Below are 26872 nucleotides of genomic sequence, written 5' to 3'. Positions count from 1 at the left end.
CAGTTTTTGGTAATCGAGAGACAGGTATATGTAATTATCGCTATCGCGCTGAGATCGCCACCGACCGCGCGTTTACCCCGGAAAAAGCGGGGGTTCGTCTGACGAAAGTTCGCCGCGCCCATGACGATTGCCCCGCACGCCTTCGCTGCCACGACAGCGCAGCGTCGCGCCGTCGCACTACACCGTGCCCGGCAGCGCGCTCGCCACGAGCACGGCCGCAACCATCAGCACGCCGCCGAGCACCACCGCCTCGATCCGCAACACGGCGCCGAACCGTTTCAACGAACTGGCCGGCATCGGGGCTGCCGGATCCTTCAGTGCGGCCAACAGATTCGGCATCCCGAAGAAGCGGTTATGTCCGCCGAGCGCCGCCGCGATCAGCACGAGCGCGAGCTTCAACAGCAGGATCTGCCCGTACGTCGACGCGAGCAGATTGGCGGGCGTATCGACGCCTCGCCAGCCGTTGTACGCGCCGGTCACGAACAGCACGATCAACGTGTAGGTCGACGTATCGGACAGCGACTGCACGAACGATGCGCCGGTCGTGCGTTCGCTCGCGGGCATCGCGGCAAGCCCCGGCATCACGCCGAATGCCGTCACGAGCACGAGCCCGACCCATGCGCTGATCGCCAGCAGATGCAGCCAGTCGATCCACACCGGTACGCTGAACAGGCCTGCGTCCACCGGATGCCCGCCGTTGCTGCGTGCGAGCGCGACGCAGGCGAGCGCGGCCCACATCGCGAACGGCAAGCGCGTATCGTTCGCGCGCCGGATAAACGACAGCACCACGACGACGAGCATGAACACCGCCCCGACCAGCCACGCATGACCGAACCCCGTACCCGCGAGCATCGCGCGGACGGCCGGCCCCGCTTCGAGCAACGACACCTCGCTCATCAGCGCGCAATGCGCCCAGAACGCGGTGACGCTCGCGAGCAGCGATACGACGGACGCGATGCGCAGCGTCGCGACGAGCCGCCGCCCGACGCCGTGCTGCCACGCGGACGCGCCGCGCGCGAGCCAGTGGCGCGCCAGCAGCGCACCGACGACGACCGCAAACCCGGCGTTCTGGATCGCCACCCCCACGAGCCGCAGCAGGCCGACGATACCGTCGTTCATCAGTTGCTCCGAGAAACCCCGTCCTTCAGGACGGGAAGGAAAGGATCGCCGTTGACGGACAGCTTCTTCCACGGGTTGGGATCACCGACATGATCCTTGTCTACCGCTACCGCGTGAAGTCGCTCAACGGACTGCTCAACCAGCAGAGCCGTGCGGTGAACTACGTCTGGAACTTCTGCAACGACACGCAGAAGCACGCGCTCAAGTGGAGCAAGAAGTGGCCGACGGGCTTTGACCTGAACATGCTCACCACTGGCAGCAGCAAGGCGCTCGGCATCCACTCCGGCACGATCAACGCGACGTGCGAGCAATATGCGAAGTCGCGCAGCCAGCACCGTCGGCCCTACCTGCGCTATCGCGGCAGCACGACGCGGCCGAAAGGTATCGCGGGACTGAGAATAAGAGAGTGGGCCTACAGTGACTGTGGTGTCGAGCATGATCGAGATACCAACGCTGCGTTGAACATTCTTCGATGCGGACGTGCATCGCCAGGTGTGGGAATCCTCTCCCTTTAGGGAGAGGAGGACGTCAATCCTTCACCCGGAATGTGTAGCTACCCTTCGTACGATGCGCGTCGGCCGTCATCGCCGCCCACTGCACCCTGTACGCGCCCGCCGCGAGCTTCGGTATCGCGACGGTCATCACGCGCGGGTTCGACGCATCGACCTTCGCCTTGTCCTGCGTGGCGGCGTTGCCGTTCGCGTCGGACACCTTCACCGAGCTGAATGCCGGTTCGAGATCTTCGTTGAACGTGAGCCGCACCGTGTCGGGCGCGGTGTCGACCGTGCCGCCGGCCGCCGGTACGGCGCTTTCCAGCTTGCCGTGCGCCGACGCCGCACCCGGTGCGACCGCGAAAAGGGCGGCGGCCGCGGTGAAGCCGGCCAGCCGGTTGAGCATCGAGATCTTCATGTTCGCGCTCCGCATCACGGCTTCTTCAGTTCGACGACGGTCAGCGCGCCGTTCACGTCCTCGGCGACGAAGTCGACCGTATCGCCCGCCTTCACCTGCGACAGCATCGCCGGGTCCTTCACCTTGAACACCATCGTCATCGCGTCCATCCGGAGGTTCTCCAGCGGGCCGTGCTTTATCGTCAGCTTGCCGGCCGCCGTGTCGACCTTGCGGATCTCGCCGTGCGACATGCGCGCCGCCGCGGCGGCGCCCTGCTTCGCGCTCGCGCCCATGTCCATGCCGGCCATGTCGCCGGCCGCGTACGACGCGGCCGGGAACGCCAGCGCGCAACCCGTCGCCATCAAAACCAGTCCCTTCTTCATCATGTCGACTCCCGTGTGAGTGAATGGAAACCGGCGGCCGCATCGGCGCGGCCGCCGCGTGCTGCTTCAGCCGTCCGGCAATTCGCCGGTGTATTCGTACGCGACGGTGCCCTTCGGATGCCGGAACCAGCCCGGATCGCGATAGTCGTTGCGCCCAAGCCCCTGTCGCACCTTGAGCACCGTGAACATGCCGCCCATCTCCAGCGGCCCGAACGGGCCCGTGCCGGTCATCATCGGCAGCGTGTTGTCGGGCAGCGGCATTTCCATGCCGCCCATCGCGCCGCCCGTGCTGCCCATCGCCATGTAGTCGGGCACGAGCTTGCCGATCCGCTTCGCGAGATCCTTCTGCGGCACGCCGATCAGGTTCGGCACCTGGTGGCCCATCGCATTCATCGTGTGGTGCGACTTGTGGCAATGGAACGCCCAGTCGCCCGGACGATCGGCGGTGAACTCGATCGCGCGCATCTGGCCCACCGCGACGTCGGCCGTCACTTCCGGCCAGCGTGCGGCCGGCGGAATCCAGCCGCCGTCGGTGCCCGCGACTTCGAAGCTGTAGCCGTGCAGGTGGATCGGATGATTCGTCATCGTCAGGTTGCCGAAACGAATCCGCACGCGGTCGCCCGCGCGCACCGGCAATGGATCGATGCCGGGGAACACGCGCGAGTTGAAGGTCCACATGTTGAAGTCGGTCATCTCGTTTACGCGCGGCGTGTAGCTGCCCGGGTCGATGTCGTACGCGGCGAGCAGGAACACGAAATCGCGGTCGACCGGCATCGTGCCGCGATCCTTCGGATGTACGATGAACATGCCCATCATCCCCATCGCCATCTGTACCATCTCGTCGGCGTGCGGGTGATACATGAACGTGCCGTGCGCTTCGAGCCGGAACTCGTAGACGAACGTCTTGCCCGGCGGGATATGCGGCTGCGTGAGGCCGCCGACGCCGTCCATCCCGTTCGGCAGCCGCAGCCCGTGCCAGTGGATCGTCGTGTGCTCGGGCAGCCGGTTGGTCACGAAGACGCGGACCTTGTCGCCTTCGACGGCCTCGATCGTCGGGCCCGGCGACTGGCCGTTGTAGCCCCACAGGTTCGCGTTCATGCCGGGCGCCATCTCGCGCACGACGGGCTCGGCCGTCAGGTGGAACTCCTTCCAGCCGTTCTTCATCCGCCACGGCAGCGACCAGCCGTTCAGCGTCGCGACGGGCGTGTACGGGCGGCCGTTGGGCGGCACGAGCGGCGGCTGCGTGCCGGCTTTCGCCATCGTGGGCGCTTCGGGCAGCGACGCGGCGCCGGCCCGGCTGACCATCGCCGCACCGAGCAGCGCGGCGCCCGAGCCGCTGAGAAATTGTCGACGGGACACCATGTCAATGACCTTCCGGATGCGGTTGCGTGGCGGGCGCCGACGGCGCCGCGGGAGTGGAAGCCGGCTGCGGCGCGGCGTCGGGTTTTGCAGCGGATGCGGATGCGGCGGAATGCGTCGCGCGCGGCACGGCATCCGACGACGGCAACCGGCCGCCGACGGCCATCTGCAGATCGGTTTCGGCGAGCCAGTAGTCCTTCAGCGCATCGATGTAGCCGTTGATCGCGCCGACCTGTTCGCGCGCATCGGTCAGCAGCTCGAACACGCTCGCGAGCATCCCGTTGTAGCGCAGCAGCAGTTCGTCGGAGATCGTCTTGCGCAGCGGCACGACTTCATCGCGGTAGTGCGTGGCGACGTCGTAGCTCGTCACGTACGCCGCGTACGATTCGCGCACTTCGGAGCGGGCATCGATGGCGGTTTTCGCGAGCCGGTTCGCGGACTGCATGTAGATCGCCTCGGCGCGCGCGACCTTCGCGCCGCCCCAGTCGAACAGCGGAATCTCGACGCTGATCTCGTAGCCGTGCTCGTGGCCCTTGCCGGTTTCGTAGTCGTTCACGTAGCCGAGCTCGACCGCGTTGACGAAGCGCGTGGCCTTGCTGAGGCCAAGCGAAGACGCGACGCCTTGCGTCTGCAATTTCGCCGCCTGGATGTCGAGGCGGTTGCTCATCGCGAAGCGTTCGAGATCGGGCAGGTCCGGGCGCGCCTTCGGCAAATCCGGCAAGCGTTCGGGCAGCGTGTACCGCGTGCGTTCGCCCCACAGCCCCATCGCGCGCGTGAGCCTCTCGCGTGCGGCGACGGCCTGCTGGCGCGCCTTCGCCTGCTGCGCGACCGCGTCGGCGTGAAACGCCTGTTCGCGTGCATGGTCGAGCCGGCTGAAGTTGCCGGCCTGCCGCATGCGCAGCGCGAGTTCGGCGGCCGCGCTGGCGGCCTCGCGCACCTGCTGCGCATAGTTCGCGGCCTGCTCGGCGGCGACGGCCTCGACATACGCGCGGCGCGCGTCGGCCGCGACCTTCAGCATCGCGTCGGCCGTTTCGAGCTTGGTCTGCTCGAAGCGGCGGCGTTCGATATGCGTCGAGAGCGGCATCGTCAGCAGCGCGAACACGTTCGCCGAGAACGTGCGGCCGAGCGTCAGCTCGCCGTCGCCGGCACGCGTGCGGCTGAATGCGAAGCGCGGGTTCGGCAGCCGGCCGGCCTGCACGAGGTCGGCCTCCGACAGCCCGAGTTCTGCGTACGACGCCTGCAGGCCGCGGTTGTTCAGCAGCGCGATTTGCACCGCATCGTCCATCGACAGCGGTTTCGCGAGCAATTCCGTCGTCCGCCGGTCGACGGCTTCGCGGTCGGCGTCGGTCCGCACAGCCACCGCCTCCTTGCCGATGCGCTCGGATGCGACGGACGACACGGCGTCGAAGCCGCCGTCCTTCGAAAACGTCGTGCAGCCCGCGAGGATCGCCAGCACGACCGCAGCCGCGCCGATCCTCGGCGATATCGCGAGCGTCGTCATCGCGCGGCCCCGCCGTGTGTCGAATGGGCGGCGCCGTTGCCGGCCGCGGCGCCGCTCGTGCGCCCTTTCGCGGGCCGCTCCGCCACGTCCCGGTTCAGTTGCTGCCAGCCCGGGCCTGCGTCGTCCCGATACGGCCGGTAGCCGTCGAACGCGGACGTCACGGTGACGTCCGGCACCGACGCGGCGGCGTCGGCCGGATCGGGAAACCGGGTTTGCGCCGGCACGAGCGACGGCGCGAGGGCCGCCGCGCTCCAGAGCGCCGCAATGATCAATCGCATGAACATGTCTCGTCGTCAGTCGTCCGGCGTGGCGCGATGCGTCGGCCGGAGCAAATAGCGGGATCGCGGCGGGTCCGCCGCGGGCAGGAGCTAGACGGGCATTCGGCGAGGCGGCCGGTCGATGCCGCCGGTCAGGAACGACACGTCCCCGGCCGAGCGCGGCGGCGCGACGATCGCGACGCCGACGCTCGCCGCGGCGGGCACCGCGGGCGTGCCCGACATGGCCGCGCCGATGCAGCAGGACACGCACGCGGCGCACGACGTCGCATGCCGCGCGTGGTCGCCGTGATCGTGATGCCCGTCCTGCGCGGCCGATAGCGTGTGCGGCGCGCTGTCCCCATGCGACACGGCGGCGCCCGCGCATGGCATCGACACAGCCGCGAACGACTGGATCGGCAGGCTCAGCGCGAGCAACACGACGAGAACGAATGTGCGCCAGTACGACATGGAAGCGAAATCGGGACAGCGACCGTTGGGCCGGCGCGGCGCACGACGGCGCGCTCCGGGGACAAGACGGCCGCAGCTTAGCGCCGCCGCGGTGACGACGAGATGGCCGAACCATGACCGGTTTTTCATGACAATTCCGTCATCCGCCGGTCATCCTTCGCGCACGCGCGACGCCGTACGCTCTGGCGTTACACTGACCGGCTGGAATCACGGACAGCCTGCCTCACCATGCGGATACTGATAGTCGAAGACGAACCGAAGATGGCGTCCTACCTCCGGAAGGGGTTGATGGAGGCGAGCTATACGGTCGACGTCGCGGAAAACGGCCAGGACGGGCTGTTCCTCGCGCTGCACGAGGATTTCGACCTGGTCGTGCTCGACGTGATGCTGCCGGAGCTGGACGGCTTCGAGGTGCTGAAGCGGCTGCGCGCGCAAAAGCAGACGCCCGTGCTGCTGCTCACGGCGCGCGACGCGATCGAGGACAAGGTCGCCGGGCTCGAGCTCGGCGCCGACGATTACCTGCTCAAGCCGTTCGCGTATGCCGAATTCCTGGCGCGCATCCGCTCGCTGCTGCGGCGCGCGCCGCGCAACGTGCGCGACGTCCTGCACGTCGCCGATCTCGAAATTGACCTGCTCAAGCGCCGCGTGCGGCGCGCCGATGCCCGCATCGACCTGACCGCGCAGGAATTCGCGCTGCTGCAACTGCTCGCCGAACGAGAGGGCGAGGTGCTGACGCGCACCTTCATCACGTCGCAGATCTGGGACATGAATTTCGACAGCGACACGAACGTCGTCGATGCAGCGATCAAGCGCCTGCGTGCGAAGATCGACAACGCGTACGAGAACAAGCTGATCCACACGATTCGCGGCATGGGCTACGTGCTCGAGGATCGTTCGTGACCGCGCGCTCCGCTTCGTATTCGCTGCTGCGGCGCCTCACGCTCGCGTTCGCCGCCGTCGCGGCGCTCGTGTTCGCGCTGACCGGCGCGTATCTGTACCGCTCGCTGTCCGCGGAGCTGACGCGGCGCGACGACATCGAGATCTCCGGCAAGCTCAACCAGTTCCTGCAACTCGCGCGCGCCAGCGGATCGACGGCCGCGCTGCGCGCCGATCCGGCCGTGTTCCATGACGTGCTGCTGTCGCATCCGGGCGTCTATCTCGGCATCTACGACGCAGGGAACCGCCCGCTCGTCGAGCATTCCGACGCAGCCGGCAATACGCTCGCGTCGGTGATCGCCGCGCCACATCCGGCTGGCGGCGCCGACGGCCCGTTCACATGCGCGCCGCCCGGCATCGGCACGTCGCGCTGCGTGGTTGCACGCGAAACGCTGCCATCCGGCGAAACGATCCACGTCGCGCTCGCGCGCACCGCGGCCGATCGGCAGTCGCTGCTCGAAAGCTATCGGGTCGATATCTGGCTCGCGGCAGCCGTCGGCGCGCTGCTCGTCGGCGCGCTCGGCTACGCGGTCGCGTCGCGCGGCCTGCGCCCGGTCGAAAGCCTCGGCCGGCAGACGTCGCGCATCGAGGCGCACAACCTGAACGCGCGCCTCGACGCGCGCGGCGGCCCGGTCGAATTGCGCGAGCTCGCCACGTCGGTGAACCGGATGCTCGACCGGCTCGAACGCGCGTTCGTGCGGCTGTCGCAGTTCTCGTCCGATCTCGCGCACGACATGCGCACGCCGCTCGCGAACGTGATCAGCTCGTCGCAGATCACGCTGTCGCGCGCCCGCTCGACGGACGAATACGAGACGCTGATCGAATCAAACATCGAGGAATGCGAACGGCTGCAGCGGATGATCGAGAACATGCTGTTTCTCGCGCGCACCGACAATGCAACGCAGCATCTGAAGGCCGCCAAACTCGACGCGGGTGGCGAATTGCGCCGGCTCGCGTCGTATTTCCAGGCGCTGGCCGACGAAGCCGGCGTGCGCATCGACGTGCGCGGCGAAGCGCCGGTCGTCGCGGACGCGACGCTGTTCCGGCGCGCGGTGAGCAACCTCGCGTCGAATGCGCTCGAACACGCGCAAGCCACGTCGACGATCGAGCTGGCGGTGTCGACCCAGGGCGATTACGCGGTCGTCGAAGTCACGAATCGCGGCGCGGCGATCCCGCCCGAACAGATCGAGCGGATCTTCGAGCGCTTCTACCGGATCGATTCGTCGCGGCACGGTGCGGCGCGCAACGCGGGGCTCGGGCTCGCGATCGTGAAGTCGATCATGGAACTGCACCGCGGCAAGGTGGAGGTTGCAAGCCGCGACGGGCGCACGACGTTCGCGCTGTACTTTCCGCACGGCGCCGATGGTTAGATCGTGCGCCACCGCGTTCAGCGCTAGCGATCCCGCACCACGCCGAACGACGTGCGAACGCACACGAGCAGCACGATGGTCGCCGCGCTGAATACGGCTCCCGCGTAGAACGTGGCGGCGGCGCCTGCCCGGTCCCACAGCGCGCCCGCGACGACGCTCGATACGAGCGTCACGACCCCGCTGATCAGGTTGAACACGCCGAACGCGGTCCCTCTCAGTTCGGCCGGCGCGGCCTGCGCGACCATCGTCGCGAGCAGCCCTTGCGTCATCCCCATATGAAGCCCCCACAGCGCGACGCCGACGAGCACGGTCGGCCAGTGCGCGCCGTGCGCCAGCACGACATCGGCGGCGATCAGCAGCACCAGCCCGATCACCATCAGTTTCGTGTGGCTCGTCGTATCGGCGAGCTTGCCGAACGGGTAAGCGGACAACGCATACACGACGTTCATCGCGACCATCACGAGCGGCACGAGTGCGACGGGCACGCGGCTGCCCATCGCGCGCAGCACCAGGAATGCCTCGCTGAAACGCGCGAGCGCGAACACGCCGCCCACGGCCACGACCCACCAGTAGCGGGTGCCGAGTTGCGCGACGACCGCACGGCGGATCGGGTTCACGCGCTTCTCGCCGGGTACACGCGCCGGCTCGTCGATGCCGAACGCGAGCAGCGCCACGGCCAGCACGCCGGGGATCACGGCGAGCCAGAACGCGAGGCGGAAATCGTCGCGCCACGCCAGCATGATGACGACGGCCAGCAGCGGCCCGAGGAACGCGCCCACCGTGTCGAGCGCCTGGCGCAGTCCGTACGCGGCGCCGCGCAGGTGAACGGGCGTGACGTCGGCGACGAGCGCATCGCGCGGCGCGCCGCGAACCCCCTTGCCGACGCGGTCGACGATCCGCGCGGTCACCACGACGCCGATCGTCGGCGCGATCGCGAACAGCGGCTTGCTGAGCGCGCCGAGCGCATAGCCGGCCACCGCGAGCCATTTGCGATTGCGCAGGTAGTCGCTCAGCGTGCCGGAGAACACCTTGACGACCGGCGACGTCGCCTCGGCGATCCCTTCGATCAGGCCGATCGTCGTCGCGCTCGCGCCAAGGCCCGCCATCAGGAACATCGGCAACAGGCTGTGGATGATTTCGGACGACACGTCCATCAGCAGGCTGACACAGCCGAGCACCCACACGCTGCGGGGAATCTGCCGAAGAATGCCGGTCGATGAGTCGGTCTGCATGGGTCGCTCCCCGGTTCAGGAATCCTGAAGCTGAATGCCCGTGATGCTACCGCACGCCCGCGATGCCGAGCCGGGGAACGCGTGCCCTTGCTATTCCGCCGTATCGCGCTGGAGCTTCGCCTGCCGGCGCTTACGATCGTTCAGTATCTGATGCCGGCGATGATCGGTCAGCTTCTTCCAGTCGCGCGCCTCGTCGCGCGTGCGCAGGCAGCCGACACAAAAACCCGTGCGGCCGTCGAACGCGCACAGGTCGATACACGGCGATTTCACGGCCACGATCAGGCCGCCTTCGCAGGTGTCATCACTTCGACCGTCACGTGCGACATGCCGTCGAAGCCCGCGAGCAGCGCATGGTAGAAACGCGCATCGCGCGCGGCGTCGCCCGATTCGACCGACACGATCGCACTCATGTGCCCGGGGCCCACGCGCCACACATGGAGATCGTTGACCGTGTCGCCGAGCGCCTCGATCGCGCGACGCACGTTGTCCGTCAGCGGGCGATCGACGTTGACGTCGAGCAGGATCTCGCCCGTATCGCGCATCAGCCCGTACGACCAGTTGGCGATCACCAGCGCGCCGACGATGCCCGCGAGCGGGTCCATCCAGCCCCATCCGAACGCACGCGCGAGCAGCAGGCCGACGATCGCCAGCACCGACACGGCCGCGTCGGCGATCACGTGAACGTAGGCCGACCGGATGTTGTGGTCGCGATGCGCGGCCGAGTGCGAACCGCGATCATGGTGCGCGTGGTCGTCGTGGTCATGGTCATCGTGGTGGTCATGCGCGTGCGCGTGGTGATGGCCGTGACCATGCCCGTGATGGTGGTCGCCGCTCAGCAGCCACACGCTGGCGAGGTTCACGGCGAGCCCCAGCACGGCGATCGGAATCGCTTCGTCGAAATGGATCGGCACCGGCGCCAGCAGGCGCGCGATCGCCTCGTAGCCGATCAGCAACGCAATCATCGCCAGCACGATCGCGCTCGTGAAGCCGGCCAGGTCGCCGAGCTTGCCGGTGCCGAACACGAAGCGCGGATCGTCGGCGTACCGGCGCGCATAGGTGTAGGCCAGCGCGGCGATCAGCATCGCGCCCGCGTGCGTCGACATGTGCAGCCCGTCGGCGACCAGCGCGAGCGAGCCGAACAACGTGCCGCCGACGATCTCGGCGATCATCATCGCCGTGCACAGGCCGATGACCATCCACGTCTTTCGCTCATTGCGCGTGTGCGCGGCGCCCAGAAACGCGTGGCTGTGCGCACCGCCGGCCGGCGAGCCATTGAATTCGTTCATGTTCCGGCCCGGTTACTTGAAATAGCTGTGCACGACGTCGATCAGTTGCTCGGTCGCGCTGCCCTCGTGCGCGTCGGCCGTGTCCGCATCGACGAGATGCGACCGGATGTGGTCTTCCAGCACGACGGCCAGCAAGCCGTTCATCGCGCCGCGGCAACTCGTGATCAATTGCAGCACGTCGTTGCAGCCGCGCTCTTCTTCCAGCGCCCGCTCGATCGCCTCGACCTGCCCCTTGATACGGCGCACGCGGTTCAGCAGCTTCTGTTTTTCGCGAACGGTATGACTCATCGGCGGCTCCGGTATAGGGTAGGGGAGTATATATCCGGAAGGCTGACCCTATAGGGTGGAGGGGTATATTTTTCGAGACGAAGGCTTGTCGAAGGAAAACCGCTCGGCTAGACTGATTTCCGTCTTTGGGGAGTAGCCTGCTTTCCGTCCGCCGGAAAGCGAACGCGTCAACACACTCGGCCTGCGGCCGTGGCGCGTTCAGCCTGATCGGCCTGGCGAGACCATCGGCACGTCGCGTCGTTCCTGGTCGGACGGCGGCGGATGTGTCATGGTTCGTCAGCGTCCGACCACGGAGTCCCCATGTCCCTCCCTGCTCACCTCCCCCACGCCACCGCTGCCTGCGGAGGTGCCGCATGACGTTCATGTTCGTCGAACTGGCGTTCATGCTGATCGTCATCCTCGTCGCGGCCGAACTCTTCACCAATGCGCTCGAACATCTCGGCGAACGCCTGAAGATTTCCGAAGGCGTGACCGGCTCGCTGTTCGCGGCCGTCGGCACCGCGCTGCCCGAAACGATGGTGCCGCTGCTCGCGCTGGCCGGCGGCACATCGAACCAGGCCGTGAACGAGGAGATCGGCGTCGGCGCGATCCTGGGCGCGCCGCTGATGCTCGCGACGCTCACCACGTTCCTGATGACGCTCGCCGTGATCCGCTCGCGCGGGCTGCGCGGCACGCTCGCGCCCGAACGCACGGGCTTCGCGCGCGACATGAACACCTTCCTCGCCGCGTTCTCGCTGGCGGCCGCCGCGATGTTCGTCCCGCATCACAACTGGGCCGTGCGCGCGCTGCTCGCCGCGATGCTGGTCGGCCTCTACGTGATGTACGTCGTGCTGACGTTGCGCGCGTCGACCGGGCTCGTCGATGCCGGGCATGGCACCGAGGCGCCGCACGCGATGTTCCTGTCGCGCGTCGGTCTGCCGGCCAACCTGGCGACGATCGTGCTGCAACTGCTGATCGGCGTCGCGCTGCTGGTCGGCGGCGCGAAGGGCTTCATCCACGGCGTGGAAGGCGTGTCGCATGCGCTCGGCATCTCGGCGCTGCTGCTGTCGCTGATCATCGTGCCGATCGCGACGGAACTGCCGGAGAAAGTCAACAGCGTGCTGTGGATCCGCCGCGGGAAGGACACGCTCGCGTTCGGCAACATCACCGGCGCGATGGTGTTCCAGGGCACGCTGCTGCCCGCGATCGGCATCATGCTGACGCCGTGGGAGCCGCGCCCCGAAGTGCTGACCGGCGTGATCATCACGCTCGCCGCGGCCGCGTGGCTGCGCATCAACGCGCGCACGCGCGGGCTTGCGATCTGGGCGCTGCTGGCGAACGGTGCCGGTTATGCGGGATATCTGGTGCTGACGCTCACGCGCTGAATGCGCCGGGCGGGCGCGCCGGCCGACGGACACGTCGGCGCGGCGCGTTTCATGGCGCCGGTCGCGGGCGGCGGCGCCATCCGCATCCGGACGCTCAGGAAGCCTTGACGAGCTTGACGATCGTCAACGTGCCGTCGACCTTCTCGATCCGCACCTTGACCTTGTCGCCCGCACGCGCGTGCGCGAGCATCGCCGCATCCTTAGCCTTGAACGCCATCGTCATCGGCGGCATCCCGACATTCTCCAGCGCGCCGTGCTTCAGCGTGATCTTGCCGCTCGCGGCATCGACCTTCTTCACTTCGGCGTCGGTCAGCGCGGCGTTCGAATCCGTCGCGCCGCCCGACGACATCTTCATGCCGGGCATGTCCATGCCCGACATGTCGCCGGCGGCGGACGCCGGTACCGCGAAAGCGGTCAGCGCGACGACAGCGGTTGCAGTGGCGATCAGTTGATTCATCTTCATCGTGATTCTCCGGTGGGAAGGGATGGCACGTTCGTGCCGGAAGGAACTGCATCGGAATGCCGCGCGCGGCCCGCGCTTCGCGCACGACGGCGCTGAAGCAGAAGCCACGCGGCGGGAATGACGAACATCGACAGCAGCGGCGCCGTGACCATGCCGCCGACCATCGGCGCGGCGATCCGCTGCATGACTTCGGAACCGGCGCCGTGGCCGATCATGATCGGCACGAGCCCGGCGAGCACGACGGCGACCGTCATCGCCTTCGGCCGCACGCGCAGCACCGCGCCTTCGCGGATCGCATCGAGCAGCAACGCATCGGTCGGCGGTTCGCCTGCGTCGAGCCGGCGCTGCAGCGCACCCTTCAGGTACAGCAGCATCACGACGCCGAATTCCGCGGCCACGCCCGCCAGCGCGATGAAACCCACCGACGTCGCGACGGACACCGCATGGCCGAGCGCCCACACGAGCCAGAACCCGCCGACCAGCGCGAACGGCACCGTCGACATCAGCAGCAGCGCGTCGGCCGCCGACTCGAACGTGACGAACAGCAGCACGAAGATCACGACGAGCGTGACGGGCACGACGGTGCGCAGCGTCGCCGCCGCGCGTTCGAGATACTCGAACTGCCCCGACCATGCGATCGAATAGCCGGGCGGCAACGCAACCTGCCGCGCGACGGTCTGCTGCATCGCGCGCACGGCCGTGCTGAGGTCGGTACCGCGGAGATCGACGTACACGTAGCCGGACAGCCGCGCGTTCTCGCTGCGGATCATCGGCGGCCCGTCGGCGATCGCGATACGCGCGACGTCGCCGAGGCGGATCTGCGCGCCGCGCGCGGTGACGATCGGCAACTGCCGCAGGTTCTCGAGCGAATCGCGGATCTCGCGCGGATAGCGGATGTTGATCGGGAAGCGCTCGCGTCCCGCGATCACTTCGCCGACGTCCTCGCCGCCGATCGCCGACGACACGACCGACTGGATATCGGCCACCGACAGCCCGTAACGCGCGGCGGCGAGCCGGTCGATGTCGACGTCGATGTAGCGGCCGCCGTTCAGCCGCTCCGCGAGCGCGGACGTCACGCCCGGCACGCGCTTCACGGCGGCCTCGACCTGCGTCGCGATCGCGTCGATCCCCGCGAGGTCCGGCCCGGAAATCTTCACGCCGACCGGCGTCTTGATCCCGGTGGACAGCATGTCGAGCCGGTTGCGGATCGGCGGCACCCACACGTTCGACAGGCCCGGCACCTTCACCGTCCGGTCGAGTTCGTCGATCAGCTTCTCCGGCGTCATGCCCGGCCGCCACGCGCTGCGCGGCTTGAAGCGGATCGTCGTCTCGAACATCTCGAGCGGCGCCGGGTCGGTCGCCGTATCGGCGCGGCCCGACTTGCCGAACACCGTGTCGACCTCGGGCACGGTCTTGATCAGCCGGTCGGTCTGCTGCAGCAGCTCGCTCGCCTTGTCGGCCGAGATGCCCGGCAGCGCGGTCGGCATGTACAGCAGATCGCCTTCGTCGAGCGGCGGCATGAATTCGCCGCCGAGGCGCGACAACGGCACGGCCGTCACCACGAGCGCGACGACCGCGACGCCGATCGCGGCCCACGGGCGCCGCAGCGTCGCGTCGAGCAGCGGCCGGTACAGGCGGATCAGCACGCGGTTGATCGGGTTCGCGTGCTCGGGCGGAATGCGGCCGCGCACCAGATAGCCCATCAGCACCGGCACCAGCGTCACCGACAGCCCCGCGGCGGCCGCGATCGTATAGGTCTTCGTGAACGCCAGCGGCGCGAACAGTTTGCCCTCCTGCCCTTCCAGCGAAAACACTGGAACGAACGACAGCGTGATGATCAGCAGCGAGAAGAACAGCGCGGGCCCCACCTCCGCGGCCGAGGCCGCGACGAGTTCCCAGCGGCGCGCGGCCGTGATCGGCTCGCCGGGATGCGCGCGGTCGTACGCTTCCAGATGCTTGTGCGCGTTCTCGATCATCACGATCGCCGCGTCGATCATCGCGCCGATCGCGATCGCGATCCCGCCGAGCGACATCAGGTTCGCGTTCACGCCCTGATAGCGCATCACGATGAACGCGGCCAATACGCCGAGCGGCAGCGACAGGATCGCGACCAGCGCGCTGCGCAGATGGAACAGGAACACCGCGCAGACGACGCCGACGATGACGAATTCCTCGACCAGCTTGTCCGTCAGGTTGTCGACCGCGCGCGCGATCAGTTGCGAACGATCGTAGGTCGTGACGATCTCAACGCCGGCCGGCAGCGAACGCTTGAGCTCGGCGAGCTTCGCCTTCACCGCGTCGATCGTCGTCAGCGCGTTCTTGCCCGAGCGCATCACGACGACGCCGCCCGTCACCTCGCCCTGCCCGTTCAGCTCCGCGATGCCGCGCCGCATCGCCGGGCCGACCTGGATGCGCGCGACGTCGCCGAGCAGGACCGGCGTGCCGGCGTCGTCGGTGCGCAGCACGACGCGACGGAAATCGTCGAGCGTGCGCAGGTAGCCGGACGACCGCACCATGTACTCCGACTCGGCCAGCTCGACGACCGAGCCGCCGGATGCCTGGTTGGCCTTGCCGAGCGCCTCCGCGACCGCCGTCTGCGTGATGCCGTACGCGCGCAGCTTGTCGGGGTCGAGCACGACCTGGTACTGGCGCACCATGCCGCCGATGCTCGCGACTTCCGATACGTCCGGCACGGCCTTCAGCTCGAACTTCAGGAACCAGTCGTTGAGCGCGCGCAGTTGGCCGGGATCGTGACGGCCGGTGCGATCGACGAGCGCGTACTCGTAGACCCAGCCGACGCCGGTCGCATCCGGGCCGAGCGACACGGTCGCGCCCGCCGGCAGGCGGCTCTGCACCTGGCTCAGGTATTCGAGCACGCGCGAGCGCGCCCAGTACGGATCGGTGCGGTCGTCGAACAGCACGTAGACGAACGCGTCGCCGAACGACGAATACGCGCGCACGGTTTTCGCGCCCGGCACGCCGAGCAGCGTCGTCGTCAGCGGATAGGTCACCTGGTCCTCGACGACCTGCGGCGCCTTGCCCGGATACGACGCCTTCACGATCACCTGGGTATCCGACAGGTCGGGCAATGCGTCGAGCGGCGTCTGTCGCAGCGAATGCACGCCCCATGCCGCGAGCAGCACGGTGGCCAGCAGCACCAGAAACCGGTGGTGGACGGACCAGTGAATGATGCGCGCGATCATCGCTCACCTCGCTGCGGCTCGACCTTCGTCAGCCGGTAGCCGTCGTCGGTCTGCGTGAACGCGAAACGCACGGTCTGGCCCGGCTTCACGTCGGAAAACGCGTGCGCCGACGGTTTGCCGAACGCCATCGTCATCGCGCCCCAGCCAAGCGCCGGCACCGGCTGATGCGAGAACGTGATGTCGTCGGCCGTGACTTTCTCCACCTTGCCGGTGGTTTCGTAGACCGGCGCGGTTGCCGGCACGGACGATGCGGCCGCGCTTGCCCCGGCCGCCCGCTCCAGCCGCGGCAACACGCTTTTCAGGCTGGCTTCCGAATCGATCAGGAATTGCCCCGACGCGACGACCGTGTCGCCTTCGTTCAGCCCGGCGAGCACTTCCGTGTCGCCGCCGACGTCGCTGCCGACCGTCACCGACGCCGGCTGAAGCCGGCCGTCGCCGTGCTTCACGATGACGATCGTGCGCTGGCCGGTCGCGATCACGGCCTCCGACGGCACGAGCAGGCGCGACACCGTCTCCTTCTCCGCGACCCGCACGCGCATCAGCATGCCGGGCGTGAGCTTCAGCGATGCGTTGTCGATCTCCACGCGCGCCTGCAGCGTGCGGCTGCCCGTGCTGATGCCGGGCAGCACTTCGCGGATGCGTCCGCTGAAATGCCGCGCCGGATTGCCCGCGAACGTCGCATCGACCGACATGCCCGGGCGCACGTTGAGGGCCAGCGCTTCCGGCACCTCGACGATCAGCCACAGCGTCGACAAGCCGGCGATCTTCGCAAGCGTCTGGCCGGGCGCGACCATCGCGCCGTCGCGCACGTTCAGCTCGCTGACGACGCCGGCCTCCGGCGCACTCAGCACGACGTGCGTCTGCGCGCGGCCGGTGCGGTCGAGGGCCGCGATCATGCCGTCCGGAATCGACAGCGCCCGCATCCGCGCGCGCGCCGCGTCGAGCAGGCTGCCGTCCATCCCGCCGCGCTTCAGCGCGAGATATTCCTCCTGCGGCGCGAGCCAGTCGGGCACGAACAGCGATGCGACCGGCGCGCCCTTCGCGATGCGCTGCATCGGCGCGCGTGCATACAGATGGTCGATGTAGCCGGTCACGCGCGACTGCACGACCGCCGCGCGCGCTTCGTCGAACTGCGTGGCGCCCACCGCGTCGAAGCCGGCCGCCGTCTGCTGCCGGCGCACGGTCGCATAGCGAATGCCCAGGTTCTGCTGCAGGCCCGGATCGATCCGGACGCCCGGTGCGTCGCCGCCTTCGTCCGCATAGACGGGCTGCAACTGCATGTCCATGAACGGCGATTTGCCCGGTTTGTCGAAGTGCTGGTTCGGCACCATCGGGTCGTGCCAGTACAGGACCTTGCGCGCGGCCTGCGGCGCCGGCGCGCCCGACGGCGCGGCAGCGGGCACGGCGGACGCCGCCGCGCCGTTCATCGCATGGCGGACGCCGACGACATAGCCGGCGCCGACGAGTATCGCGCCGGCGGATGCGATCAGCGCCGCACGCATCAGTGATTGCCTTGTCATGAGCGTCTCCTTCACTGAGCGGCGGCCATCGCCGACGGCACGACCTGATATTCGAGCCGCGCCCAGGTCTGCGACACGTCGCGCCTGAGGTCGAGCACCTGCAACTGCGCTTCGAGTTGCGCACGCCGCGCGGCGAACGTGTCGGCGAGCGACCCCGTGCCGGCCCGGTACGCGGCCGTCGCGAGCTGCACGCGCTGATCGGCGGCCGGCAACAGCGCGGCGCTCAGGTTCGCGATACGTTCACGGCCGCTCGCCAGCGTGTCGGATTGCGTACGGATGTCGGCCTGTACCTGACGCAGCGTGTCCTCGTACATCAGGCGCGCCTTCGTCGCGAGCGCCGCCTTTTCGGCGACGTCGCGGTTCTGGCGATTCTTGCGATTGAGCGGCAGCGGGATCGAGACGCCCACCGACACCATGTTCGAATACGCGCCGCCGCGCTGCTGGTACGCGATTTCCCACGTCCAGTTGGGGCTGCGCTCGCTGTTCGCGACCGCGGCGTCGGCTTCGGCCACCGCGATATCGTCCGCGGCGGCGACGAGCGCCGGCTGCGACACGCGCAGCTCGTCCGGCGGTAATGCCGATACGACGGATTCTGGCGCGGGCGGCGTACCCGTCACGTCCGTCACGGGCGCCGCCGTCCAGCGGGCCAGCGCGACGAGCGCGGTGCGATACGCCTGCTGCGCCTTGAGCACCTGATCCTGCGTCTGCGCGAGCATCGCGCGGGCCTGCACGACGTCGCCCGCGCTCGCCTTCGCGCCGCGATACGACGCCTGCGTCGCGGCGAGTTCATGGTTCATGTGACCGAGCAGCGCCTGCTGAAGCGCGAGCGCCTGCTTCGCGTAGACGGCATCGAGCCACGCGGCCGCGGTCTGCCGGCGCACGGCCGCCAGCTCCACGAGATAGCCCGCGCGCTCGCGGCCGACCTGTTGGTCGGCCAGCGCGGTACGCAGGCGCCGCTTGTCGCCGGACACCCATTCCTGCTCGATGCCGATGCGGCGCATCGTCATGAAGTCCTGGCCGACGGTGAGGCGCTGCCCGCCGTTGATCGGCAGGTTGTCGATGCCGGCCTTGAGCATCGGGTCCGGCAACTGGCCGGCCCTGACCGCCGCTTCGGCACGCGCGAGCACGGAAGCCTGCGCGGCCTGCATCGATGCGGAACGATCGGTGGCGGACTGCAGCGCGGCGTCCAGCGTGAGCGGCGACTGCTGCGCGTGAACCGCGCCCGCCATCAGCAGCGCGGCCCACGATACGGGCGCGCGCCGGCATGCACGCGGCATGCGCGGCGTGCGGAAAGCGAATGACATGGTGTAACCCCAAATCGGAACCCAAAGGGATTCCACGTCCTGCGCACAGGACGAAACCTCACCGCGTGCGCGGTGAACCGGTCAAATCGGGATCAGCTGATGCGTGGCGGGCGCCACAACCCGTTCGGGTCGCGAGCCGGGACGGACTGCGTGTAGTGGAAGACGATCGTGCTGGCGAAGGCAGCGGGACGGCTGACGTCGACGCGGGCGGCCGGGTGGTAGAGACTGCCGAACTGGCATTGGGCCGTTACCTTGCAGGCCATGCCCTTGGCTTTGGCCTTCGCGTGATCGGCGGAGGGCGGCTGCATCGAATCGCAGTTGCTCATGTCGGCGGACATGGCCATGTTCATGCCCGTATCCGCGTCCATCGACATCGTGTGCTGCATCGGACATTCACCGGTCAGGCCGCTGGCTGCCAGCCCAGTGATGGGCAGCACCGCGCACAGCAGCAGCAGGATGAAAGTCCGAAACAGTTTCATGGCGGCGATTATAGCGCGGCCCGTTGCGGCATGGCGCGGCGTCACTACGACGAAATGATGCGCATTCCCCGCGGTGGGCGCCGCGCGTCATCGCGGCAGGTCGTCCGCCGCCAGCACGGCCTGCACGGCCGGCCGCTCGCGCACCCGCTCGTACCACGCCCGCAGATGCGCATGCCGGCTCAGGTCGATATCCGCGTTGTACACCGAACGCATCCAGCCGGCCTTGCCCCAGCCCGTCAGCGCGAACAGGTACGCATCGGCGACCGTGAACGTGTCGCCGGTGACGAACGTCCTGCCGTCGAGCTGGCGGTCGATCCACGCGAAGCGGCCGTCGAGCTTCTGCCGCACGGGCTCGACGTACTTGCCCGCCTGCACCGCATACAGCAGCGGGATGAAGCCCTTGTGGATCTCGGTGCCGAGAAAGTTGAGCCATTCCATCAGCCGGTAGCGCGCGAGCGTGCCGTAAGCGGGCGCAAGCGCGGCTTCCGGGCGCTGGTCCGCGAGATACTGCGCGATCACCGGCCCTTCGCGCAGCATCGTGCCGTCGTCGAGTTCGAGCAGCGGCACGTAGCCGAGTTCGGTCACGTCGTAGTAATCGCGGCCGTCCTCGACGACATGCTTGCGCGCGTCGACCTTGACGATCTCGGCGTCGAATCCGCCTTCGCGCAGCACAATGCAAATCGCCTGCGAACAGCTGCCGGGAGCGTGATAGAGCTTCGTGCGTTTCCTTCGTGGGTTGTCCATGTATCGATTCGCCGCGACGCGGGCGCTAATATCTCGCATCGGCACGGCGCCGGGAAGACGCGAGCCTCGTGCGGCGCACCGTCTATCCGGAAGTGCCGGTGCGCGTCGAGTACGATCTCACCGCGGACGGCGACCGGCTGCGGCCGGTGGTCGACGTGATGCGCGAACTCGGGCTGTGGCTGAAGGCACGCGACGCGCACGCCGACGCGACACCCAACGCCCCGGCCGCAATCGAGCCGACGGCGCATGCCCCCCGCTAACCCCACGCAGGAACCCACGTTCATGGAACTTCACGCTACCGTCGGCGCGGCCACGTCCGACCTCGACGACGACGAAAGCTTCGCCAACATCTACTGTCACGACGCGGAGCAGGACTATTGCTTCGCGCTGTCGCGCTTTCCGGACGACACGCTGATCGAAGTGATGGTGCGCGACCAGCTCAACCTGCGCGTCAAGGATCTGTCGGTGCGGCTGACCGACGACACGATCGACGTCGAGATCGAACCGGGCGTCGCCGCGCGTCTCGACGGCCACACGCGCTACGTGATCCATCTCGCGCCCGGTCAGTACGATCCGGTCACGCTGCGCGCCGCGTTGAATGAAATCTTCGTCGGCAAGGACGGCTATCGCGACGACAGCACGCGTGGTTGATCGGTCGCCTGCACGCTCTTCCTCGCCACGACAACCGCCCATGACACGATTTCCGCGATTCCACCCGCTTGCCCGTGTCGCCGCGCTGCTGTTCGCCACGTGTGCGTCGATCGCACCCGCCGCGCACGCCGCCCGGCCGCTGCTCGAGTTCAAGGTCGACGATGCCGTCACGGCACGCGTCGAGCGCACCGACGGCGCGCACGTCACGGTCCGCTTCCTGCCGAGCGGAACGACCCAGACGCTGGCCGTCACCGCCGCCGACGAGGAAGGCCGCTACCACCTCGCGACCGACGACTACAACTTCGACGGCCATCGCGATCTCGCGATGCGCGCGGTGCTCGGCATGGTCAACGAGAACTACGGCATCTACCTGTACGCCCCCGCGCGCCAGCGGTTCGAACCGCTGAAGATGCCGGCGGGCAACGGGCCGCACGGCAATTGCGACGACCTGATCAACGTCGAAGCGAAGCCGAAAACGCGCACGCTGTACAGCTCGTGCCGCGGCGGCCCGATCTGGTACACCGATGCGTACCGCTTCGACGGCAACGGCAAGATGTATCTGTATCAAACCAGCGAAGCGATCCCCGACGATCTGCGCGATCTGCTCGACGGCGACTCGGGCCCGTCGTCGATGCTGCTCACCTACGACGAGCACGGCAGGCGCGTGTCGCGCCGCCCGCAGGATCATGATGGCGGCACGGTCACGTTCAAGGTGCGGCCGGCGCGCCTGCCGCTGCACGTCGCGATGGCCGACGCACCCACGCGCCGCTATGTCGTCGCGGGCGACACGGTGGAGGTGATCGACGCGAGCGACGATTTCCGGTGGTTGAAGGTGCGGTATCGCAATCCGCAAGCCGGCGCCGTGCAGGGCTGGGTCAGTGCGAAGGAGGCGATGGGAAACTGAGGCACGATGCAGTGCTCCCCCGCTGCCACATATCGAGCGCTGAACATCCCATTAACGGGATGCCTGCCCAAATGTCACGCACGCCGCGCCACGGCTCCAACGTTCGCTCCAACGCCATTCGATCCGGCCGCCTCGTTCGCGCGCGCCGGCCGGCGCATAGAACACAGGAGACGACCGTGGCCCACCTGCATCGCCGCGATGGCGCTCGCGGGCAGCCATCGTACGGGCTGCTCGTCGGCGAGGTGGCACGCATCGACGCGTAGCCGCGCAAGAAAAAAGGTGGAGATGCAGTGACTCGTTTACACTGCCCCCGTATGCCCTCTTCGGGGTGACGCGCGACGTTTTACGGGGCGAACGGATCGACACGACGCCTGCCGGTATTTCCCCGGATGACGTCCTTCGCGGCAAGCGCTAGAATCCAGCCGCGTCAAGGGCCTGCTCCCGCGGATGACGGGCGTGCGGTCGGCCCCGCCGCGGGCCAGCCCGGCACATGCTTTTTTCGTATCAGGGGAACGCGGGTCATGGGCGGAACAGGCCCTTCGGAACCGCATGCTGCTCAACGTGAATTCCTTCCACCGCGACAACGACCGCTTCAACGTGTCGTTCAAGGCATTGGGCGAGCTGATCGAGACGGTCGGCACGCCGCACTTCGTGCCGCGGCTCACGCAATTGCTGAACGATGTCGTGCCGCTCGACGTCGCGCACGTCGAACGTTCGCGCGTCGACGCGACGATGCCGACCGGCTACCGTTGCGAATGGATCGGCAGCAGCGGCATCGGCGCCGCGTCCACCGGAATCTCCGACGTGATGACGCTCTACTACGAGCGCTTTCTCGACGCCGACCCGCTGTTCGCGGGGCTGCGCGGCAAGACGGGCACGATGCTCGTCGTGCGCGACGTCGCGGCGATCCCGCCCGGCGAATTCCGCCAGCGCCTGTTCGACGACGTGCATATCGGGCATGAATGCGTGCTCGCACGCGGCACGCGCTATTCGCAGCATTCGATCGCGCTGGAGCGCGGCCGCGACCGCCCGCCGTTCACGCTCGCCGAGATGAACCGCTTCCGCAGCATCAGCGACATGCTGTTCCCGCTGCTCGAACTGCATGCGTCGACCACCGCCGCGCGGCGCATCGCGCACGCGACGCCCGACGTCCATCCGCTCGCGCAATTCGATGCGCGGCTCGCGGCCGACGGCGTGAAGCTGTCGAAGCGCGAATACGAAACCTGCAAGCACCTGCTCTCCGGCAAGACCGTGCCGGAAACCGCCGGGATTCTCGGCGTGCGGGTCGCGTCGGCCGAGTCTTACGTGAAGCGTGCTTTCGCGAAGCTCGGCGTACGCACGAAGCGCGAACTCGCCGCGTGGGGTTCGGCCACCGCCGCGCGCCCCGCCGCCGAAGCGCGCGACGGCGGCGCGCCGCCGGCCATCTTGCGCTGACCTGCGCCACCGCATCGGCGTCCCGGCATCGCTGCAGGCGGTGCGCTGACGCACGGCCATCGGTCTCATCGATGCCGCGTCGTTGCCGCGTTACTTGCGCGTCGCCACGATGAACAGGCGCGGAAACGGCAGCAGCACCGTGCCGTCGCCTTGCGCCGGATAACCGTCCGGTCCGGCCAGCGCGTCGCGATAGCGCGCGAGAAACGCGCGCTGTTCGGACGCGTCGAGCGCCGCGAGAAACGGCCGCAGCGCGCTGCCCTTGAACCATTCGACGACCGCATCCGCGCCGCCGCGCAGCGGGTGGTAATAGGTCGTACGCCACACGTCCACGCGCGAGCACAGCGGCGCGAGCAGCGCATGGTAATAACGCGCATCGAACCGCTCGGTGCGCGCCGCGCCTTTCAGCTTGTCGGCCCACGGCCCGGCCGCCGCGACTTCGCGCATCAGCCGGTGCGCAGGTTCGTCGAGATTGTCGGGCATCTGCACCGCGAGATGGCCGCCCGGCGCGAGCCGGCCGACGAGCATCGGGAACAGCGCGTCGTGCGCGGGCACCCATTGCAGCACCGCGTTCGACAGGATCAGGTCATAGCCGCCCGGATCGTCCCAGGTGGAAACATCGGCCACGTCGAAACGCAGCGCCGGCAGGCGCTTGCGCGCGGCCGCGATCATGTCCGCCGACGCATCGATCCCGTGGATCGTCGCGTCCGGCGCGCGCGCGATCAGCGCTTCCGTCGAATTGCCGGGCCCGCAGCCGATATCGATCGCCGTATGGATCGGTGTGTTCGGCACGGCGGCCAGCAGGTCGCGCACCGGCCGTGTCCGTTCGTCCTCGAACTGCACGTACTGATTCGCGTATTGATCGAGCGGGGTCGTCACGATAGATCTCCTTGTCGGCATGAGCGGCCGCCGCGCATCCGCGCGGGGGAAGCGGCTGGCCATCGGTCCAGCGCATTCTGCGACTGCCGCCGGCCTTCAGTAAAATGAATTTAATATCGTGATTGATTCAAAATTCTGATGAAAATCGATACGCTCGGTGTCCAGGCTTTCGTCGCGATTGCCGACGGCGGCAGCTTCAGGCAGGCTGCCGATACGCTCCATGTCACGCAAACGGCGATCACGCAGCGGCTGCGCAAGCTCGAGGCGTATCTCGGCGTCGCGCTGGTCGAACGCACGACGCGCCGCACCACGCTGACCGAGATCGGCCGGCGTTTCCTGCCGCAGGCGCGCCGGCTGCTGAACGAGCTCTCCGATGCGCTGACCGAAATCCGCGAGACAGGCCTGAGCCAGCGCGGCGACGTCACGATCGCGTGCGTGCCGACGGTCGGCGTGCAGTACCTGCCGCGCATCCTGCGCGCGTTTTCCGGGCACCGGCCGCACGATCGCGTGAAGATTCTCGATCACGCGTCGGCGTCGGTGCTGCAGGCCGTGCTGCGGCGCGAGGCGGAATTCGGCATCGGCATCGCCGGCGACCAGCACCCGGAACTCGTCAGCGTGCCGCTCACGCATGACCCTTACGTACTCGTGTGCCGCGACGATCACCCGCTCGCGAAGCGGCGTCGCATTCGCTGGGCAGCGCTGCAGCCGCATCCGCTGATCTTCGCCGGCGAAGTGAGCGGCAATCGCGGGCTGCTCGAAGGCGCGCTGAAAACGAGCGGCGTATCGCTGCATTCGTTCTACGAGGTGCAGCGCAGTTCGACCGCGCTCGGGCTCGTCGCGCAAGGGCTTGGCGCGGCTGTCGTGCCGAAGCTCGCGATCCAGAAGAATGCGTATCCGATGATCCGCACGATCGAGCTCGTCGAGCCGTCGGTGTCGCGCACGCTCGTGCTCGTCATGCGCCGGAACGCACAACTGTCACCCGCGGCACGCGCGCTGTACGACATGATCGTCGAGCGGGCGGCGCCCGGGCGATGATCCGTGAGCGATGCGGGGCGACCGGTGCGTCACGAGATGTCAGGAAGCGGCCCGTTGCCGCTCCTTCACGCTCAGAGCACCTTGACCATGAACACGCGCGCCGCGCCTTCCGGCTCGCACGGCACTTCGCCGAACGTCTCGTAACCGTGCTTCCGGTAGAAGTCCGGTGCCTGGAACGAGATCGTGTACAGCACCGCACGCGCGCACCCGCGTCGCTTCGCTTCCGCTTCGGCCTCGCGTAGCAGCCGGCTGCCGAAGCCGCCGCCGCGCAGCGATTCGGGCAGATAGAACAGGTCGATGAAGAACAGGCCCAGCGACGTCCGGCCGGTGAGGCCGCCCAACACGTCGCCGGTCGCGGGATCGGTCACGTAGACATCGAGCGCCGCCGCATCGGCACGCCCCGTCAACGCATGGTTGAATTCGCCGAGTTTGCGGCTGATGAAGTCTCGCGCGGCCGGCTGCTCGGTGTCGGTCAGTTGAAGGGTGACGTCGGGATGGGTTGTCATCGAAGCGAACGCGTACGTGAATAGGCCGCCGGCTGCGCAGCACACGCGGCGGATATCGCACGACTATAGCGCGTCAGGTCACAACGATCGCGGCGAACGAAACGCGCGTCAGTTGTACCCGAGAATCGCCACCGCCGCGACCTCCGGCCGGTCGAGCGTATTCCCGACGAGCGACGTCATCGGTTCCTGCAGCACGGCCTGATACGACGTCACGCGCATTTCTTCCGGCATACCCGCGTCATCCGCGGCCGGCTCGTCGAACGCGGCATCGAAACCGCTATAGAACGCCGCTTGCTTCTGCGAAAAAGTCATCTCCACTCCTTTGCCTTGATAGGTCGTTGATGTTTTAGCTGGCCCGCTTCAACGCCGCCGCATGCACGGGCGCACCGTCATGCGCCGCCTCCGAACGCGCAAGCTGCGCACGCGTGCGTCGCGTGATGTGGATCACCGCGAACACGACCGGCGCGATCAGCAGCCCTTCCGCCAGTTCGGGATCGACCGGCAGGTTCATCACGTGCAGCGCCTTGAACGCCGCCGTCGCGAGCCATTCGCTGCATCAGCGCGTGCAGCGCCGCGTGGATCTCGTCGAGCTCGCGACTCATCCGGCGCGCGACGGGCAACGCGAGCAGCGCCATCATCCGGTACGTTTCGATTTCGTACAGACGCTGCAACAGCCGGCCGCCCTGCTCCTCGCGGAAATCCTCGTCGACGACGAGAAAGCGCATGAAGCCGTCGTCGCGCACGTGCCAGTCGCAGAACACCTTGCCGCCGCCGAGCACGCGGCTGCCGACGAGCGCGGGCCCGTCGATCCAGCGCCGCAGGTCGCCGCACACGCGCCGCGCGGCGTCGCCGGACAGCAGCTCCATCCGCACCGCGACGAAGCGGATGCCGGCCAGCCGCGCGAACCACGCGGCCGGAATGCCGGCGATCGCGAGATCGTCGAAATAACCGGTGTCGCGACGCGGCGCGACGAACGTGAAGGTCGAGAATTCGGTGTGACGCTCCCACTTCAGGTGCCAGCCGCACGGCGACTGCACCGCGTAGTGCGTCGCGCCTTCATGCGGCGCGTCGATTCCCGTGTCGCGGCACAGCGCGTGCAGCAGCGTTTCGTGAATGTCGGGCTGGCCGTCCGCATAGATCGCGTAATGCGTGAGCGATACGGCTTCGGCGAGCCGCAGGAACGGCCGCGCATGCAATTCCGCGGCCAGTGCGGCGCGCAACGGATGGTCCATCATCGATTCACCACGCTTCCCTGTTCGGTCCCGCACGCCGGATCGACCGGCCGACCGCCGCGCCGCACTC

Annotated in this window: 28 protein-coding genes, 2 pseudogenes and 1 riboswitch; of the genes and pseudogenes, 9 read left to right on the top strand and 21 right to left on the bottom strand. The window is 68.1% G+C overall.

Annotated features, from left to right (window positions below; translation table 11 throughout):
- Positions 1–177: 177 nt before the first annotated feature.
- A complete protein-coding gene (locus CFB35_RS17570) occupies positions 178–1119 on the bottom strand; it encodes a CopD family protein (protein WP_060011788.1) in 942 nt (313 codons plus the stop codon).
- Between the two features lie 89 nt (positions 1120–1208).
- On the opposite strand from CFB35_RS17570, the gene CFB35_RS17565 reads away from it, so the two are divergent.
- A complete protein-coding gene (locus tag CFB35_RS17565; protein WP_081075378.1) occupies positions 1209–1634 on the top strand; it encodes a hypothetical protein in 426 nt (141 codons plus the stop codon).
- A gap of 13 nt (positions 1635–1647) precedes the next feature.
- On the opposite strand, the gene copC is transcribed toward CFB35_RS17565, so the two are convergent.
- From copC to CFB35_RS17535, 6 genes are all read right to left on the bottom strand, one after another.
- A complete protein-coding gene (copC, locus tag CFB35_RS17560) occupies positions 1648–2028 on the bottom strand; it encodes a copper homeostasis periplasmic binding protein CopC (RefSeq protein ID WP_059579847.1) in 381 nt (126 codons plus the stop codon).
- A 14-nt stretch (positions 2029–2042) separates the two neighbouring features.
- The gene (locus CFB35_RS17555; protein ID WP_060011799.1) at positions 2043–2390 is read right to left on the bottom strand and encodes a copper-binding protein; all 348 of its coding nucleotides are present in this window, start codon (positions 2388–2390) and stop codon (positions 2043–2045) included.
- Positions 2391–2456: 66 nt separating this feature from the next.
- The gene (locus CFB35_RS17550) at positions 2457–3752 is read right to left on the bottom strand and encodes a multicopper oxidase family protein (RefSeq protein WP_060011786.1); all 1296 of its coding nucleotides are present in this window, start codon (positions 3750–3752) and stop codon (positions 2457–2459) included.
- 1 nt (position 3753) lies between these two features.
- Positions 3754–5250, bottom strand: coding sequence for a TolC family protein (locus CFB35_RS17545; RefSeq protein ID WP_060011784.1), 1497 nt, complete (start codon positions 5248–5250; stop codon positions 3754–3756).
- Positions 5247–5528: a hypothetical protein gene (locus tag CFB35_RS17540; protein WP_059579842.1), complete on the bottom strand. Its 282-nt coding sequence runs from the start codon at positions 5526–5528 to the stop codon at positions 5247–5249. Before CFB35_RS17540 ends, CFB35_RS17545 begins: the two co-directional genes overlap by 4 nt.
- Before the next feature lie 90 nt (positions 5529–5618).
- On the bottom strand, positions 5619–5975 hold the full coding sequence (locus CFB35_RS17535; RefSeq protein ID WP_089465325.1) for a hypothetical protein: 357 nt from the start codon (positions 5973–5975) through the stop codon (positions 5619–5621).
- Between the two features lie 228 nt (positions 5976–6203).
- Here CFB35_RS17535 and CFB35_RS17530 point away from each other — a divergent pair, with 228 nt between their 5' ends.
- Positions 6204–6875 carry a heavy metal response regulator transcription factor gene (locus tag CFB35_RS17530; protein ID WP_059579730.1) on the top strand — a complete coding sequence of 224 codons (672 nt, stop codon included), beginning with the start codon at positions 6204–6206 and terminating at the stop codon, positions 6873–6875.
- Complete coding sequence (locus tag CFB35_RS17525; RefSeq protein WP_059579727.1) at positions 6872–8281, top strand: heavy metal sensor histidine kinase; 1410 nt, start codon at positions 6872–6874, stop codon at positions 8279–8281. Before CFB35_RS17530 ends, CFB35_RS17525 begins: the two co-directional genes overlap by 4 nt.
- Positions 8282–8304: 23 nt before the next feature.
- Here CFB35_RS17525 and CFB35_RS17520 read toward each other — a convergent pair whose 3' ends face one another.
- The 4 genes from CFB35_RS17520 to CFB35_RS17505 all read right to left on the bottom strand — a co-directional run bounded on the left by CFB35_RS17520 (position 8305) and on the right by CFB35_RS17505 (position 11087).
- The gene (locus tag CFB35_RS17520) at positions 8305–9513 is read right to left on the bottom strand and encodes an MFS transporter (protein WP_060011780.1); all 1209 of its coding nucleotides are present in this window, start codon (positions 9511–9513) and stop codon (positions 8305–8307) included.
- 90 nt (positions 9514–9603) lie between these two features.
- On the bottom strand, positions 9604–9789 hold the full coding sequence (locus CFB35_RS17515; protein ID WP_059579721.1) for a DUF1289 domain-containing protein: 186 nt from the start codon (positions 9787–9789) through the stop codon (positions 9604–9606).
- Between the two features lie 2 nt (positions 9790–9791).
- Positions 9792–10799: a CDF family Co(II)/Ni(II) efflux transporter DmeF gene (dmeF, locus tag CFB35_RS17510; protein WP_059579718.1), complete on the bottom strand. Its 1008-nt coding sequence runs from the start codon at positions 10797–10799 to the stop codon at positions 9792–9794.
- 12 nt (positions 10800–10811) lie between these two features.
- Positions 10812–11087: a metal/formaldehyde-sensitive transcriptional repressor gene (locus CFB35_RS17505; protein WP_059579714.1), complete on the bottom strand. Its 276-nt coding sequence runs from the start codon at positions 11085–11087 to the stop codon at positions 10812–10814.
- Positions 11088–11202: 115 nt separating this feature from the next.
- Positions 11203–11371, top strand: a riboswitch (yybP-ykoY riboswitch).
- A gap of 69 nt (positions 11372–11440) precedes the next feature.
- Here CFB35_RS17505 and CFB35_RS17500 point away from each other — a divergent pair.
- Positions 11441–12451 carry a sodium:calcium antiporter gene (locus CFB35_RS17500; RefSeq protein WP_059579712.1) on the top strand — a complete coding sequence of 337 codons (1011 nt, stop codon included), beginning with the start codon at positions 11441–11443 and terminating at the stop codon, positions 12449–12451.
- Positions 12452–12545: 94 nt separating this feature from the next.
- Here CFB35_RS17500 and CFB35_RS17495 read toward each other — a convergent pair whose 3' ends face one another.
- From CFB35_RS17495 to gstA, 6 genes are all read right to left on the bottom strand, one after another.
- Complete coding sequence (locus tag CFB35_RS17495; RefSeq protein WP_059579708.1) at positions 12546–12914, bottom strand: copper-binding protein; 369 nt, start codon at positions 12912–12914, stop codon at positions 12546–12548.
- Positions 12911–16117, bottom strand: a complete 3207-nt coding sequence (locus tag CFB35_RS17490; RefSeq protein ID WP_060011778.1) for an efflux RND transporter permease subunit — start codon at positions 16115–16117, stop codon at positions 12911–12913. Before CFB35_RS17490 ends, CFB35_RS17495 begins: the two co-directional genes overlap by 4 nt.
- Positions 16114–17637: an efflux RND transporter periplasmic adaptor subunit gene (locus CFB35_RS17485; RefSeq protein ID WP_060011797.1), complete on the bottom strand. Its 1524-nt coding sequence runs from the start codon at positions 17635–17637 to the stop codon at positions 16114–16116. Before CFB35_RS17485 ends, CFB35_RS17490 begins: the two co-directional genes overlap by 4 nt.
- Before the next feature lie 11 nt (positions 17638–17648).
- The gene (locus CFB35_RS17480) at positions 17649–18941 is read right to left on the bottom strand and encodes a TolC family protein (RefSeq protein ID WP_060011776.1); all 1293 of its coding nucleotides are present in this window, start codon (positions 18939–18941) and stop codon (positions 17649–17651) included.
- Between the two features lie 92 nt (positions 18942–19033).
- Positions 19034–19420 (bottom strand): hypothetical protein, encoded by a 387-nt coding sequence (locus tag CFB35_RS17475; RefSeq protein ID WP_059579699.1) that lies wholly within the window; start codon positions 19418–19420, stop codon positions 19034–19036.
- Between the two features lie 87 nt (positions 19421–19507).
- Complete coding sequence (gene gstA, locus CFB35_RS17470) at positions 19508–20164, bottom strand: glutathione transferase GstA (protein WP_060011773.1); 657 nt, start codon at positions 20162–20164, stop codon at positions 19508–19510.
- 44 nt (positions 20165–20208) lie between these two features.
- Here gstA and CFB35_RS17465 point away from each other — a divergent pair.
- The 4 genes and pseudogenes from CFB35_RS17465 to CFB35_RS17450 form a co-directional block, all read left to right on the top strand.
- Positions 20209–20424, top strand: a pseudogene (locus CFB35_RS17465) (winged helix-turn-helix transcriptional regulator); the annotation flags it as partial.
- Positions 20425–20446: 22 nt separating this feature from the next.
- On the top strand, positions 20447–20815 hold the full coding sequence (locus tag CFB35_RS17460) for a hypothetical protein (protein ID WP_060011771.1): 369 nt from the start codon (positions 20447–20449) through the stop codon (positions 20813–20815).
- Between the two features lie 40 nt (positions 20816–20855).
- A complete protein-coding gene (locus CFB35_RS17455) occupies positions 20856–21719 on the top strand; it encodes a hypothetical protein (RefSeq protein ID WP_060011769.1) in 864 nt (287 codons plus the stop codon).
- A gap of 549 nt (positions 21720–22268) precedes the next feature.
- The gene (locus CFB35_RS17450; protein ID WP_059579689.1) at positions 22269–23153 is read left to right on the top strand and encodes a helix-turn-helix transcriptional regulator; all 885 of its coding nucleotides are present in this window, start codon (positions 22269–22271) and stop codon (positions 23151–23153) included.
- Between the two features lie 90 nt (positions 23154–23243).
- Here the strand turns inward: CFB35_RS17450 and tam are convergent, their stop codons facing one another.
- Positions 23244–24029, bottom strand: coding sequence for a trans-aconitate 2-methyltransferase (gene tam / locus CFB35_RS17445; protein ID WP_060011768.1), 786 nt, complete (start codon positions 24027–24029; stop codon positions 23244–23246).
- 138 nt (positions 24030–24167) lie between these two features.
- Here tam and CFB35_RS17440 point away from each other — a divergent pair, with 138 nt between their 5' ends.
- Positions 24168–25064, top strand: coding sequence for a LysR family transcriptional regulator (locus tag CFB35_RS17440; RefSeq protein ID WP_059579683.1), 897 nt, complete (start codon positions 24168–24170; stop codon positions 25062–25064).
- A gap of 71 nt (positions 25065–25135) precedes the next feature.
- Here CFB35_RS17440 and CFB35_RS17435 read toward each other — a convergent pair whose 3' ends face one another.
- The 3 genes and pseudogenes from CFB35_RS17435 to CFB35_RS17425 all read right to left on the bottom strand — a co-directional run bounded on the left by CFB35_RS17435 (position 25136) and on the right by CFB35_RS17425 (position 26805).
- On the bottom strand, positions 25136–25570 hold the full coding sequence (locus CFB35_RS17435) for an N-acetyltransferase (RefSeq protein WP_059579681.1): 435 nt from the start codon (positions 25568–25570) through the stop codon (positions 25136–25138).
- A 108-nt stretch (positions 25571–25678) separates the two neighbouring features.
- Complete coding sequence (locus CFB35_RS17430; RefSeq protein WP_059579677.1) at positions 25679–25882, bottom strand: hypothetical protein; 204 nt, start codon at positions 25880–25882, stop codon at positions 25679–25681.
- A 34-nt stretch (positions 25883–25916) separates the two neighbouring features.
- Positions 25917–26805 (bottom strand): annotated as a pseudogene (locus CFB35_RS17425) (DUF3422 family protein).
- Positions 26806–26872: the final 67 nt, after the last annotated feature.

Source organism: Burkholderia sp. AU16482 (assembly GCF_002223285.1).
Taxonomy (GTDB): Bacteria; Pseudomonadota; Gammaproteobacteria; order Burkholderiales; family Burkholderiaceae; genus Burkholderia; species Burkholderia semiarida.
Note: the sequence above shows the minus strand (reverse complement) of the source record. Positions and strands in the feature narration are given on the sequence as shown.